The following is a 13,001-nucleotide window of genomic DNA, read 5'->3' as shown; positions in this document are numbered from 1 at the left end:
ACAGAGTTTGGAGCGGCGGATGGACGGACCGGCGATCGTGGCCGAGGGGCTGCGCAAACGCTACGGCGGAACCAAGGCCCTGGACGGGATCGACCTGACGGTGCCCGCCGGGACCGTGCACGGCCTGCTCGGGCCCAACGGCGCGGGCAAGACCACGGCCGTGCGCATCCTCACCACCCTGACCAGGCCGAGCGAAGGCCGGGCCAGGGTGGCGGGGCACGACGTGGCCACCGAGGCCGTCCAGGTGCGGTCCAGGATCGGCCTGGTCGGGCAGCACGCGGCCGTGGACGAGGTGCTCGACGGGCGGCGCAACCTGGTGATGTTCGGGAGGCTCTACCACCTGGACGCCCGTACCGCGCGGCGGCGGGCCGACGAGCTGCTCGAACGCTTCCGGCTCGGCGACGCCGGGGACCGCCCCGTCGGCCGGTACTCCGGCGGCATGCGGCGCCGCCTCGACCTGGCCGCGAGCATGATCCTGGCCCCGCCGGTGCTGTTCCTGGACGAGCCCACCACCGGCCTGGACCCGCGCAGCCGCATCGAGATGTGGGAGGAGGTCCGCGCCCTGGTGGACGGGGGCACCACGGTCCTGCTCACCACCCAGTACCTGGACGAGGCCGACCGGCTCGCCGACGGCGTCTCGGTGATCGACCACGGCCGGGTCATCGCCGGCGGCACCCCCGAGCGGCTCAAGTCCGAGCTGGGCGGGGACCGGCTCGACGTGGTCGTCCGCGAGGCCGCCGACCTGCCCCGCGCCACCCAGATCGTCGCGCGGGTCGCGGGCGGCGAGCCCGAGTGCGACCCCGACGCGCTGCGCGTCGGCGCCGCCGTGACGGACCGGGTGGGCGCGCTCACCGAGGCGGTGCGGGCCCTGGACGAGGCGGGCCTGGCCGTCGCCGACATCGGGCTGCGCCGCCCCACGCTGGACGAGGTGTTCCTGCACCTCACCGGCCGGCGGCCGGCCGAGGACGACGCCGGCGAGACCGGTCCGGGCGGGGCCGGCCCCGCCCGGAGGCCCGCCGGCGAGACCGAGAGGAAGGCCCTGGCATGACCACCGGCGTCACCCGCACCCGCCCGTCCGGATCCCCGGACCCGGCACTCAACCCGGCGACCAACCCCGCCCTGACCCCGACCGGCGCGCACAGGCTCCGCTGGGTCTTCACCGACGGCGCCACGCTCACCGGGCGCGCCCTGGCCCACTGGACGCGCCGCCCCGGCGAGGTCCTCCTCGGCCTGCTCTTCCCGGTGATGGTCGTGCTCATGATGGGCTACCTGTTCGGCGGCCAGATGGACGTCCCGGGCGGCGGGACCTACCGCGAGTTCATCGTCCCCGGCATGTTCGCGATGACGATGCTCTTCGGCATCGAGACCACCTTCGCCGCCATCGCCGGCGACGCCGCCAAGGGCGTGACCGACCGGTTCCGGTCCATGCCGATGTCCTCCTCGGCGGTGGTCGTGGGACGCGGCGCCGCCGACATGCTGCACTCGGTGGCCGGGCTGGCCGTCATGGTCGCCTGCGGCCTGCTGATCGGCTGGCGCTGGCACGAGGGGCCCGGCCGCGCCCTGGCGGCGCTGGGCCTGCTGCTGCTGTGGCGCTTCGCGCTGCTGTGGGTGGGCGTCTACCTGGGACTGGTCGCCGGCGGGCCGGAGGCGATCGTGGCCGTGCAGATCCTGGTGTGGCCGGTCGGCTTCCTGTCCAGCGCCCTGATCGCCCCCGCCACCATGCCCGGCTGGCTGGGCGCGATCGCCGAATGGAACCCGATGTCGGCGACCGTCACGGCCTGCCGCGAGCTGTTCGGGGGCCCCGGCGCCGCGGCCGGCGGCTCCTGGGCGGCCGAGCACGCCACGACGATGGCGGTGGTGTGGCCGCTGCTGATCGCGGCGGTGTTCCTGCCGCTGTCGGTGCGCCGCTACCGGGCCATGGGCCGCTGAACGTCCCGTCCCGCCCGCGGCGCCGAAGCCCGCCCGGTCCAGGGCCCCGCCCGGCGCCGGGCGGGGCGGGCGGACCGGGCGGGCCGGGGCGTCAGGCGCCGGGCAGGAGGGCCACCCGGTGCCGGGCGAGCGCCAGCGCCGGGTAGCAGTCCTCGGGGAAGGTCTCCGCGCCGTCGAGCGCGGCGCGGAGGCGGGCCCCCACGGCCGCCGGGTCGTAGGGCTGCACCACGCACAGCTCGGCCTGCATCGCCTGCCGGGCGGCGGCCATCAGCGCGCGCACGTCCCCGACCACGACGACCTCGCGGGGCGCGTCCCCGTACGACAGCCGCACGGCCACCGCGTGCAGTTCGGCGCCGCCCTCGTACCGGAACTCGCACACCAGCCGGTCGCCGTCCAGCGGCCCCTCCTGGATCAGCCACACCTGGCCCGGGGTGACCGCGCCCAGCGCGCCCGCCCAGGGCGGTTCGGGCAGGCCGTCCAGCTCGCCCGCCGCGCGGTGCGCGGCCCGGCGGGCCCCGGCCGGGCCGATCGCCGCCAGCACCCGCAGGAACGTGTGCGCGCCGGGAGTGCCCGCGGCCCGCAACGTGGTGATCAGGTCGCCGAGCGCGGCCCGCCGGCCCTCGGCGTGCGGCGCGGCCGACTCCAGCGCGCCGAGCTGGGCGGAGGTCCACACCTCCGCCTGCAGCGCGCCGGGCAGGGCGGGCAGCTCCTCGGCCGCCCGCGCGTACGCCTCGTACACCTCGCGCAGGCCGGGCAGCGTCAGCCGGGGCCGCCGGGAGGCGGGAACACCGGATCGGGGGACGGTCACCGGTCCAGGTTAGGCGACCCGCGGCGGCGGGCTGACGGTGGCCACCGGCTCGCATGCCTCGGGAGCCGGGCGCTCCGTTTGACCGGCTTGTTCACGATTGGGACTAACTAGTTCGCTACCTTTCCCTTACCTTTGCGCCCGGGGTGCCGCGCTACGACGTCCAAGGAGCGTGCAGCGGCATCAGACGACACAGGAAGGGGTGCGCCCGAGACCATCGCGACGGTTCTCCGCATGAGGCGAACACCCACTCCCATCGTTGGAGCGGATGAGGGCAACCGGCCCGATTCGCTCGGAGGACCGAGAGGCGATCGGAAGTGAACGGGAACGGACTGCTGGTCTACCGGCTGCTTCTGGCCGTAGATATCCAGGGGTACAGCAAACGGGACACGCGCGAGCAACTCCAGGCCCAGCACCTGCTGACCCGGGCGCTCGACCGGGCCGCACGGGCCGTCGGGCTCGAACGCGCCGGCTGGGACAAACAGGTCGGTGGCGACGGGGAACTGGCCACCCTCCCCGAGGACGTCGACCCGGCACCCGTGGCCGGCGACTTCGTCATCACCCTGGCCGCCGAACTGCGCGGGCTCAACCGCGACCGGGACGGCGGCCCGGCGCTGCGGGTACGGCTGGCGCTGCACCACGGCACGATGACCGCGGGCCCGTTCGGCCCGGCGGGCGACGCGCCGATCGTGGTGCAGCGGCTCCTCGACTCGGCGCCGCTGCGACGGCTGCTGGCCGACGATCCCGACCGCGACGTGGCCTACGTGGTCTCGGAGTCGCTGTACGGCGACGTGGTGCAGACCGGGTTCTGCGCGCTGCCGCCGGCGGCGTTCCAGCCCATCAAGGTCAGCGCCAAGGGCGCCGTGTTCCGCGGCCACATGCTCACCGGCGAGGCCGCGAGCCGGGGCGCCGCGGGACGGGGAGAGCGCGACGGGCCTGGCGGGCACAGCCCGGCCCCGCCGATCAGCGGCGCACGGGTCCTGGACTTCGCGCGGCTGGTCACGCCGCAGCGGGCCTGAGGGCGCACCGGGCATCGCGCCCTCTCGCCCGCGAGGGGAATCCCCGGCCGGATCGGGAAGGGGGACGGCCGGGGCATGGTTGTGCCCTCTGGATGATCACGCATGGCGGCACGGCGGCATGCGGTCCACGGCGACGAGGGAGACGCTGATGGCGGACGAGGCGGAACTGATGGCGCTGCTGAGCGAACGCGACCAGGGCGTGCTGGCGACGCTCAAGCGGGACGGGCGGCCCCAGCTCTCCACGATCAACTACCACTTCGACGAGCCCCGCCGGCTGATCCGGATCTCGATCACCGACGACCGGGCCAAGGCCCGCAACCTGCGCCGCGACCCCCGGGCCAGCCTGCACATCAGCTCGCCCGACGGCTGGGCCTGGACGGTCGCCGAGGGCGACGCCGAACTGTCGGACGTCGCGGCCGACCCCGGCGACGCCGCGGTCGAGGAACTGATCGATGTCTACCGGGCCGTCCAGGGCGAGCACCCCGACTGGGACGACTACCGGCGCGCGATGGTCGCCGACCGGCGCGTGGTCCTGCGGCTGCACGTCCACCGCGTCTACGGGCAGCCGCACCCCTGACTCAGGCAGCCGCACCTGAGGCGGCCGCACCCTTGAGGCCGCCTCCTACACCGGGGGTGGTAGCTCCCACCGGGCCGCTACCACCCCCGGCGTACGGCGGGAACCGCCGCGGACGCGATGCGCGGCGGGCGACCGTACCGGCACCGTCGGCGTCATGGGAACGACACCGACGACACCCCGGACATCCGAGAGGGCACCCGAGAGATCACCGGAGCCGCCGGTACCGGCGGCGCCACCGCCCGCGGCCCGCCGCACGACCCGCCGCGCGGCCCGGTCCCGGTTCTCGCCGCGCACTCGCAAGACCGTCCTGCTCCTGCACGTGATCACCTCCATGACCTGGCTCGGCCTGGACATCGGACTGCTCATGCTCAGCGTCACCGGCTTCGTCAGCGACGACCCCGTCACCCGGCGCACCGCCTACCTGTCGATGAACATGATCGGCGACACGCTGCTGGTCCCCGCGAGCCTGCTCGCCCTGGCCACCGGGGTCCTCCTGGGGATCGGGACCCCCTGGGGACTGGTCCGGTACCGCTGGGTGCTGACCAAGCTGGTGGTCACGATCATCACGGCGACGCTCACGATCTTCGCGTTGCGCGACGGGCTGCACGAGGCGGCGGCCGGGGTCCTGGCCGACCCGCCCAGCCCGGGCGAGGCCGGGGTGGGCCTGCTCGCCGCACCCCTGGTGTCCCTGACCTGCTACATCGGGATGACCGCGCTGTCGGTCTTCAAGCCCTGGGGCCGGACCCGCTGGGGACGCCGCCCCGCCGCCTCCGCGTGACGGCCGGGGGCGGCCCCGCGGGGGCGGACCGGCCCCCCGGCCGACCCTCTACCATCCAGCTATGGCGGAAGTGATCTCCCGGGACGGGACCTGGACGTTCGACGGCGAGGTCGTGCGGATCGTGCCCGGACATGATCGTTCCGTGCACCGGCTGCGCAAGGCGCTCGGCGAACTGGTGGTCCCGCTCCAGGGCGTCCGGGGCGTGGCCTACGAGCCCGGACGCAAGGGCGGGCGGCTGCGGCTGCGGCTGCGCGACGGCGCCGACCCGTTCACCCAGGCCGTCGCCGGCGCCCTGCCCGTACCGGCCGACCCCTACCGGCTCGCCGTGAGCGACGACCGCACCGGGGCCGCCGGGTTCTTCGTCGACGAGGTGCGCAACTCCCTGCAGATCTGGGAGGTCCCCGAGGGCCCCTGCGACCGCTACCTGATGCCGGGCCCCGGAGTGCCTCTCACGGCCGGCGCGGGGGACGGCACCGTCTCCTTCGACGGCGAACGCGTCCGCCTCGAATGGAACTGGCTCGCCAGCGGGGCCAAGTCCGCCGCGGGCACGCAGACGTTCGAGCTGAAGGACATGCTGGGCGTGGAATGGGCCGGTCGCCAAGGGAGCATGGAGTACGGCTACCTGCGCTTCAGGCTCCGCACCCCCGTGCCGGACCGTTCACCCGACGCGGACCCCCGCGCCCTGTCCTGGGGCGTCCAGCGCGAGGGAGGCAGCACGGCCCTGGTCGCCGCCGCCGTCACCGCCCGGCTCCCGCACCCCTACGCCCCGGCGGAACTCGCTCCCGCCGCGCCAGACGGGAACGCCGGGAACGCCGGCGGACCCGCACCCGCCGCCTTCTCCGGCGCCGACCCCGACGCCATGCTCCGCAGGCTGCGCGAACTCGGCGAGCTGCACCGGGAGGGCGTGCTCACCGACGAGGAGTTCTCCGCCGCCAAGCGCACCCTCCTCGGAATGTGACCCGGGCCGCGGCAGCCGGCCGCGGCAGCCCGGGCGCCAGGAGGGCGGGACGCGGACAAAGGTGCGGGCGGAGAGCACCCCGCAGTTCTCTCCGCCCGCACGTTCCGGTGGCCCCGCTCAGTCGAGGTCGGGGCCGTAGACCTCCCACAGTTCACCGGCGAAGAAGCGGCCGAAGGAAACCAGGGCCGCGGCGCCGCCGGGGCCCGCCGTACGGAAGGTCGTGAGCTGGCGGGCGAAGTCGGTCAGCTGGATGTGCAGCACGCCCGAGGCCAGGACCGGCACGCCCTCGTCGCCGCCCTCGTCCACGTGCCCCTCCAGTAGGTGCACGTAGAGCGTCGAGGTGTCCGGCCAGATCCGGGTGGGCGGGCCGTGCAGGACGTTCTTCTGGCCGGTGAGGGTGCGGGGCCGGCCCTCGCCGTCGGCGAAGTGCAGGCGGTACCTCATCAGGCGGCGATCCTCCGCGCCCCCCGGCGCGAAGAGGTTGAACCAGCCCCGCTGGACGGGCCGCCGGCCCCCGTGACCGGCGGCGTCCACCCACCCCTCGGCCCGAGCGGTGTGCTCGGGCTCGGCCAGGAAGCGATCCACGTCGTCGGCGGTGATGGTGAGCCGGAACGAGAACCGCTCGCGGCCCTCACCCTGCTCGCCCGCCCGCGGATCGGACGTCCCGTAGGTGATGAACCCCTTCATCTCCTCGGTGAACGACAGCGACGTACGGCCGGAGCCTTCCGGGGACGGTCCCCTGGTCTCCGGAAGGCCTCCCGTACCCGGACCGTACGCCGTGCCGTTCACCGCCCCGCCGGGCGAGCCGGTCCCCGCGACCGGCTCGGCCCCCGTAACGGCGGGGCGGGACTCACCCTCCAGGATCCGCGTGGCCATGCGGTCGGCCAGCGCGGCGATGGTGAGCGAGGGGTTCGGGCCCACCGGCCCCGGCATCGCCGCCCCGTCGGCGATGAAGAGACCGGGGAACCCGAACACCTCACCGAAGGCGTCGCAGACGCCCTCGACCGGGTGGTGGCCCATGGGGGCCCCACCCAGCGGATGGACCGTGATCACGCGCTTGCGGAACCACATCGGATTGTCGGCGTACTCCGCGCCCAGCACGTCGGCGATGCCCTGCATCGTCGTCCGCAGCCGGTCGAAGAGCGCCGCGCTCGACTCGGCGGTCCAGTCGGCGGTCAGACGCTCGTCCTTGAGCATCAGCCGCCCGTCCGCGGTGTCGCGGCCCATGCCCAGCAGCGGCAGCGAACTCACCGACAGCGCCCCGTCGCCGATGAGGTCGGCCAGCTCCTTGGACAGGTTGGTGTCGGGCGCGCCGGAGAAGAACTCGGTGAACCGGGCCCACAGGAACTTCACCGCCCGGTCGATCTGGTCGGCCAGGTCGAACGGCTGCACCATCCAGTCGACGAACGCCGGGTAGCCGCCGTCCTGGATGTAGGCGCCGCGCCCCGCCCCCGGGTGGCCGTCCAGCTCGTCCGGCAGCCGGATCGTGCTGGTGATGACCGGGCCGCGGCTGGCGTCCAGCGGACGGACCCGGTCACGGTCCCTGGCCTTCAGCAGGAAGGTCAGCAGGTCGCCGTTGCCGCTGAACCGGGAGCCCAGGGCCGGGCTCAGGCCGGGGAGGTCCCGGCGCGACTTCAGCAGCAGGTACGTCGTGCCGTAGGTGCCCGCGCCCAGGATCAGCCGGTCGCAGGTGATGGTGCGGACCGGGCCCTTGCCCGCCTTCCGCTCGACGTCGTGGTGGACGTAGTCGACCTCGTACCCGCCGCCCGGACGCGGGCGGATCCGCTTCACCTCGTGCGAGGTGCGCAGGTCCGCGCCGTGGTGCCGGGCCGCCGACAGGTAGTTGTGGTCCAGGGAGTTCTTGGAGCCGTCGTTGCAGCCGATGTCGCACTCGCCGCACAGGCGGCACGTGCGCCGGGAGACGCCGTGCAGGTTGCCGTAGCCGGGGTCGGCGATGGGCAGGCCCACCCCGGGGTCGGCGCCCCGTTCGGAGGCGAAGCTGACCGCCAGCGGCGCCAGCGACCAGTTGAGCCCCAGCTCGGCGGCGGCGTCCTGCATCGCGTGGGTCTTGGGGGTGTCGTCGAACGGCGCCCGGCCCAGGGGGTAGGGGGTGACGCCCATCATCTCCTCGACCCGCTCGTAGTAGGGGTCGAGGTCGGCCCGGGACACCGGCCAGGGCTCGTACTCACCGTCGGGGCCGTCGTTGACGAACCAGCGCTCGTCCTTACGGAGCAGGACGTTGGCGTAGATGAGGGAGCCGCCGCCCAGACCGGCGGACACGACCGAGTCGCACCCCTTGAAACGCCACACGTCGAACATGCCGTACAGGCCGGCGGCCGGGTCCCAGAACGCCCGGCCCATCTGCGAGGGCGAGCGGGGGAAGGAGCCGGGCGGGTACGGCCGGCCGCGCTCCAGCAGGACCACCGACCGCCCCGCCTCGGCGAGGCGGTAGGCGGCGACCGAGCCGCCGAACCCCGAGCCGACGACGACGGCGTCGACGTGCTCGGTGGCCACGTCCTCGGTCATCTCAGGCGGCCCTTCGGTCGGTGCTGTGCTTCTGGAAGTGCGCGACGATCCTCGGGTAGACGTCCCGGTGGGCGTTCTTGCCGAGGATCGGGTCGATGTGGCCGTAGCCCGGCAGGATCTCCAGCTCGTGCCGGCCCGGGACGATCCTGGACAGCAGCGCGTGGCACACCACGTTGGAGTCGGTGAAGATCCGGTTGTGGTCGCCGGTGGTGAACAGGATCGGCGTGGTGATCTCGGCGGCGCGGGCCAGGAAGTCGGTCGGCAGCGCCTTCAGCCGGGGGTCGCGCGGGTCGAAGCGCACCGCCCTGCCGGCCTTCACCATCTTGCGGATGTGCCGGTAGTAGTGGACGGTCGAGGCGCCGTTGAGATCGGCGAGCCGGTCGTGCGCGTGGGTCTCGGGCGCGAGGTTCTCGTGCATGAAGAAGCCGGGACGGCCGCTGGCCCACATGAAGCTCTGCATGTGGCAGGCCGACTCCTTGCACTCGGGGTGGAAGGCGGAGATGGCCTTGGCCATCAGCCACCGGCCGCTGAGCTTGGGCGCCTGCATGAACCGGGGGTCGATGTAGGGGGAACCCAGGACGTAGTCGGCGAAGTCGGGCCCGACCGCCATCTTGACCTTGGACCAGGCGGGCACCCGCGGGGTGAGCGAGACGCTGTTGACCACCAGGCTGGCCAGGTCGTCCTCGACCGCGCCGCCGAACAGGCTCATGCTGAACGACAGGGCGCCCAGGCAGTGGGCGAAGACGTGCACGCGGCGGTCGCCGATGTGGCGGCGCAGCTCGCGCATCGCGGCCGGGTAGTCGAACAGCGCGATGTCGTCCAGGGAGAAGCGGCGGGTGCCGGTGTTGTAGGGGAAGCGGTTGCTCATCCGGAAGTCGAGCGCCCACACGTCGCCGAAGCCGTTGTCCAGGAGATGGCTCACCATGTTGCGGATCTCGGGCATGACGAACAGATCGCTGGCGGAGGTGAGGCCGTGCATGAGCAGGACGACGTCGTCGCAGTCCTCGCGGTGGAAGCGCGACAGCGTCAGCAGCAGGTCGTCCTCGGTCGTGAACGGATGCAGCGACACCTCGGCGTCCGTGACGCCCTCTCCCGAGAAGCGTCGGATCTGGCGTGGCATTTCTCGCCCTCCCGGCTCAATGTCGGTCCAACGATGGCAGCCCCCTACGACGGAACGACATCGTGGAAAACCCGTATTCGCGGGCACGGGTCATGGGTGCCCGCGCCGGATTAGAGTCCGGTTTCGACCGGACGGTTCATTGTCGTCCGGATCATGAACCGAATCGACGCCGGGGGCCGCCGTGCCGGCGCCGTTCCGTCACGCGAGGGCGGGCGGGCGCGGCTCAGGAGTCGCGGCCGGCGGCACGGGCGTTGAGGGCGGTGGCCACCCCGACCCGCGAGGACACCCCGAGCTTGCCGAAGACCCGGGACAGGTGGGTCTCGACCGTCCGGACGCTGAGGAACAGCTTCTCGGCCACCTGCTGGTTGGTGCAGCCCTGGGCGACCAGGGTGGCGATCTCGTGCTCGCGGGGGGACAGGCCGAACGGCGCCTCGCCGCGCCCGCCCCGGCGGGGGGAGGCCACCCGGACGCCCAGCCTGCGCTGCTCGCGGACGGTCTGGGCCGACAGCGCCCGCGCGCCGCACGCGTCGAACAGCGCGACGGCGGCGCGGAGCCGCTCCCGCGCCCGGTCGCGGTCACCGGCGGCGTGATGCGCCAGGCCCGCGGTCAGCTCGGCGCGGCCGGCCTCGATCCGCCGGCCGGCGCCGGCCAGCAGCGCCCCGGCCTCGGTGGCCAGCGCGGCGGCGGCGGCCGGGTCCGACGGGCGGACGGCGTGCGCGCGGGCCAGCCGGACCAGCCCCGCGTCGGCCGGCAGCCCGAGGCCGCCCAGCATGTCGGCGATCTCCGCCCACCTGCCGGGATCGCCGCCCTTCTCCCGGCAGGACTCGACATAGGCCAGCATCTCGGCGCACGTCAGCAGGGTGGACGGGTCGAGCTGGGGCGCGGCGGGGTCGCCGCACGCCTCCAGGACGGCGACCGCGCCCTCGTCCGGCCGCCCGGCGTTGATCAGCGCGACCCCCCGGGCGTAGCGGGCCATGGCGCCCCACCACTCCCCGGCGCCCAGGTCGCCGCCGACCGCCTCCTCGCCCAGCCGCAGCGCCCGGTCGTGATCACCGGACCAGCTCGCGACCAGGCACTGCTGGGTGAGGCCGAAGACCAGTCCCTCGCCGGAACGCAGCAGACGGGCGGTCTCGGTGGCCTCCTCGGCCGCGTCCGACGCCTCGTCCAGCCGGCCCAGCAGCGTGTACGCCCGCGCCTGCGCGTTGAGCAGGTAGGTGATGTAGGACGTCTGCCCGGTGGCCCGCGCGATGGCGATGCTGCGCTCGATGCGGCGCAGCGCGTCGTCGTACCGGCCCATCATGATCTCGGTCCAGCACAGCCACGGCACGGTGTCCAGCGCCTCGGCGATATGGCTGTCGGGGGCGGCGGCGAAGACCCGTTCCGCGGCCTCGGCGTAGGCGACGGCGTCGGCCACGCGCCCGGCGGCGTAGGCGGGCAGCACCCGCAGGGAGGCGACCGCGACCCGCAGGCCCGGCTGCCAGTCGGGGGCGTTCTCGGGCATGCGGTCGAGCACCGCCTGGGCGCCGCGGATGTCGACGCGCATGAGCCGGTCGGCGACCAGGCGGACGCGCAGCAGGACGGCGGCGGGCGCCTGCGGGTCGGGGATGCGGTGCAGCTCGTCCAGGACGAGGGCGCGGGCCTCTTGGTGGCGGTCCAGCTGCCGTTCGATCACCGCGCACATCTGCACCGCGCGGGCGCGGCGGGCGTGGTCGTCGGGCGGCAGCAGGCGCAGCAGCGTCCGGGTGGTCTCGCGGCCCTCCACGAGCCGGCCGCTGACGGTCTGGGCGTGCGCCAGCTCGACCAGCAGCCGGACCCGGGGGAACGGGCCGTCCTCGTCGCCGGGCCCGGCCTCGGGCATGAGGCGCAGGGCGGCCTCCAGCCAGTGCGCGGCGGTCGCCGGGGCCTGCGGCGCCACCGTGCGGGCCGCCTCGACCAGCGTCGCGATCGCCTCCCGGTCGCCGAACCCGGCCGAACGCTCCACGTGGTGGGCGCGCAGCGTCGCCGGGGCGCCGAGCCCGGCCAGATGGCGGGCGATCCGGGCGTGCGCGGCCAGCCGCCAGCCGGCCGCGGCCGACCCGTACACCACGTGCCGGACCAGGGGGTGGCGGAACCGGAACCGCCCGGCCGCGGCAGGGCGGACCACGTCGCGGGCCACCAGGTCGTCGAGCGCGGCCAGCGCCTCGGTCTCGGGCAGCTGCGCGCCGGCGGCGGCCAGCGCCGGCTCGAACTCGTCGGCCGCCACCGCGGCGGCCCGGGCCACCAGCAGCGAGGTCTCGTCCAGGCCGCTCAGCTCGACCCGCAGAGCCGTGCGCACCGCGGGCGGCAGCTCGGTGATCTCGCCGAGGTCGGGCAGCGCGCCCCAGCGTTCGGCGCCGGTCTCCTCGGCGCGGGACGGCTCGGCCGCGCCCTCCTTGCGGGCCAGCGCCTCCAGGTAGAAGGGGTTGCCGCCGCTGGCCTCGTAGAGGGCCTGGCAGCGGGCGCGGGTCACGCCCGGGCCGAGGAACTCCTCGACCTCCGCCGGGGTGAACGGGTCGGCGGAGACGCTGACGCCGTGCTCGCCGGCGATGTCGACGAGGGTGGCCAGGTGCGGGGACGCCTGCGCCGGGCGGTAGGCGACGCCGATCAGCACCCGGGCGCGCGGCGGATGGCGCACCAGGTAGCCCAGCAGCTCGATGGAGGCGTCGTCGGCCCAGTGGACGTCGTCGAGCACCAGGACCAGGCCGTTGTCGGAGGCCAGCTCCTCCAGCAGGTGCCGGATGGCACGGTGCAACTGGTAGCGGGCGATGCCCAGGGGCCCCGGGCCGCCCTCCGCGTCCGCCGCGCCGGCGTCCGCGTCCGGGGCGAGCTGGGGGGCCGGGGCCTCCGCGTCGCCGTACGGGTCCGCGGCCAGGCCGGTCAGCGCGGGGAAGACGGTGGACAGCAGCCGCGCGGTCGCGGGGTTGAGGGCGGGACGGCGCTCCTCCAGCTGGTCGTCGAGCGCGTCGACCAGGGCGCCGAAGGGCATCTGCTGCTCGAACTCGGCGGCGCGGCCGGCCAGCACCGGGTGCTTGCGGGCCGCGGCGGCGTCGGCCAGCTCGCCCAGCAGCCGCGTCTTGCCCGCGCCCGGGTCGCCCGACAGCGCAAGGAAACGGAACGAACCGCCGGCCGCGGAATCGAGCGCCCCGTCCAGGACGCGCAGCGCCGTCCGCCGCCCGATGAGCGGGGTGTCGGCCCTCAAGCCCCCCGCGTGCCGGTCCGCGCTCCCCTCCATGTCCACACCCCAACAGTGACAGGCGGTCGATGCGTCCTG

Annotated in this window: 10 protein-coding genes; 6 read left to right on the top strand and 4 right to left on the bottom strand. The window is 74.7% G+C overall.

The features are described 5' to 3' along the window. The first annotated feature begins 19 nt into the window (after nucleotides 1–19). Both IW256_RS24050 and IW256_RS24045 read left to right on the top strand, forming a co-directional pair. A complete protein-coding gene (locus IW256_RS24050; protein WP_197013131.1) occupies nucleotides 20–1,048 on the top strand; it encodes an ATP-binding cassette domain-containing protein in 1,029 nt (342 codons plus the stop codon). Continuing rightward, the gene (locus IW256_RS24045; protein ID WP_197013130.1) at nucleotides 1,045–1,929 is read left to right on the top strand and encodes an ABC transporter permease; all 885 of its coding nucleotides are present in this window, start codon (nucleotides 1,045–1,047) and stop codon (nucleotides 1,927–1,929) included. Before IW256_RS24050 ends, IW256_RS24045 begins: the two co-directional genes overlap by 4 nt. A 91-nt stretch (nucleotides 1,930–2,020) precedes the next feature. On the opposite strand, the gene IW256_RS24040 is transcribed toward IW256_RS24045, so the two are convergent. Further along, on the bottom strand, nucleotides 2,021–2,737 hold the full coding sequence (locus tag IW256_RS24040; protein WP_197013129.1) for a hypothetical protein: 717 nt from the start codon (nucleotides 2,735–2,737) through the stop codon (nucleotides 2,021–2,023). Nucleotides 2,738–3,051: 314 nt separating this feature from the next. Here IW256_RS24040 and IW256_RS24035 point away from each other — a divergent pair, with 314 nt between their 5' ends. The 4 genes from IW256_RS24035 (at nucleotide 3,052) to IW256_RS24020 (ending at nucleotide 6,066) form a co-directional block, all read left to right on the top strand. Then, nucleotides 3,052–3,753, top strand: a complete 702-nt coding sequence (locus IW256_RS24035) for a nucleotidyl cyclase domain-containing protein (RefSeq protein WP_197013128.1) — start codon at nucleotides 3,052–3,054, stop codon at nucleotides 3,751–3,753. Between the two features lie 148 nt (nucleotides 3,754–3,901). Beyond that, the gene (locus tag IW256_RS24030) at nucleotides 3,902–4,330 is read left to right on the top strand and encodes a PPOX class F420-dependent oxidoreductase (protein ID WP_197013127.1); all 429 of its coding nucleotides are present in this window, start codon (nucleotides 3,902–3,904) and stop codon (nucleotides 4,328–4,330) included. Nucleotides 4,331–4,484: 154 nt separating this feature from the next. Then, complete coding sequence (locus IW256_RS24025; protein ID WP_197013126.1) at nucleotides 4,485–5,108, top strand: hypothetical protein; 624 nt, start codon at nucleotides 4,485–4,487, stop codon at nucleotides 5,106–5,108. Nucleotides 5,109–5,169: 61 nt separating this feature from the next. Next, nucleotides 5,170–6,066, top strand: a complete 897-nt coding sequence (locus IW256_RS24020) for a DUF4429 domain-containing protein (RefSeq protein ID WP_197013125.1) — start codon at nucleotides 5,170–5,172, stop codon at nucleotides 6,064–6,066. A 117-nt stretch (nucleotides 6,067–6,183) separates the two neighbouring features. Here IW256_RS24020 and IW256_RS24015 read toward each other — a convergent pair whose 3' ends face one another. The 3 genes from IW256_RS24015 to IW256_RS24005 all read right to left on the bottom strand — a co-directional run bounded on the left by IW256_RS24015 (nucleotide 6,184) and on the right by IW256_RS24005 (nucleotide 12,962). Continuing rightward, nucleotides 6,184–8,592, bottom strand: a complete 2,409-nt coding sequence (locus IW256_RS24015) for a GMC oxidoreductase (RefSeq protein ID WP_197013124.1) — start codon at nucleotides 8,590–8,592, stop codon at nucleotides 6,184–6,186. Between the two features lies 1 nt (nucleotide 8,593). Then, entirely contained in the window at nucleotides 8,594–9,712 is a 1,119-nt protein-coding gene (locus IW256_RS24010) for an alpha/beta hydrolase family protein (protein WP_197013123.1), read from the bottom strand. A gap of 223 nt (nucleotides 9,713–9,935) precedes the next feature. Further along, a complete protein-coding gene (locus IW256_RS24005) occupies nucleotides 9,936–12,962 on the bottom strand; it encodes a helix-turn-helix transcriptional regulator (protein ID WP_197013122.1) in 3,027 nt (1,008 codons plus the stop codon). Nucleotides 12,963–13,001 lie beyond the last annotated feature (39 nt).

It is taken from the genome of Actinomadura viridis (assembly GCF_015751755.1).
Classification (GTDB): Bacteria; Actinomycetota; Actinomycetes; order Streptosporangiales; family Streptosporangiaceae; genus Spirillospora; species Spirillospora viridis.
This window is presented reverse-complemented; position numbering and strand designations above follow the sequence as displayed.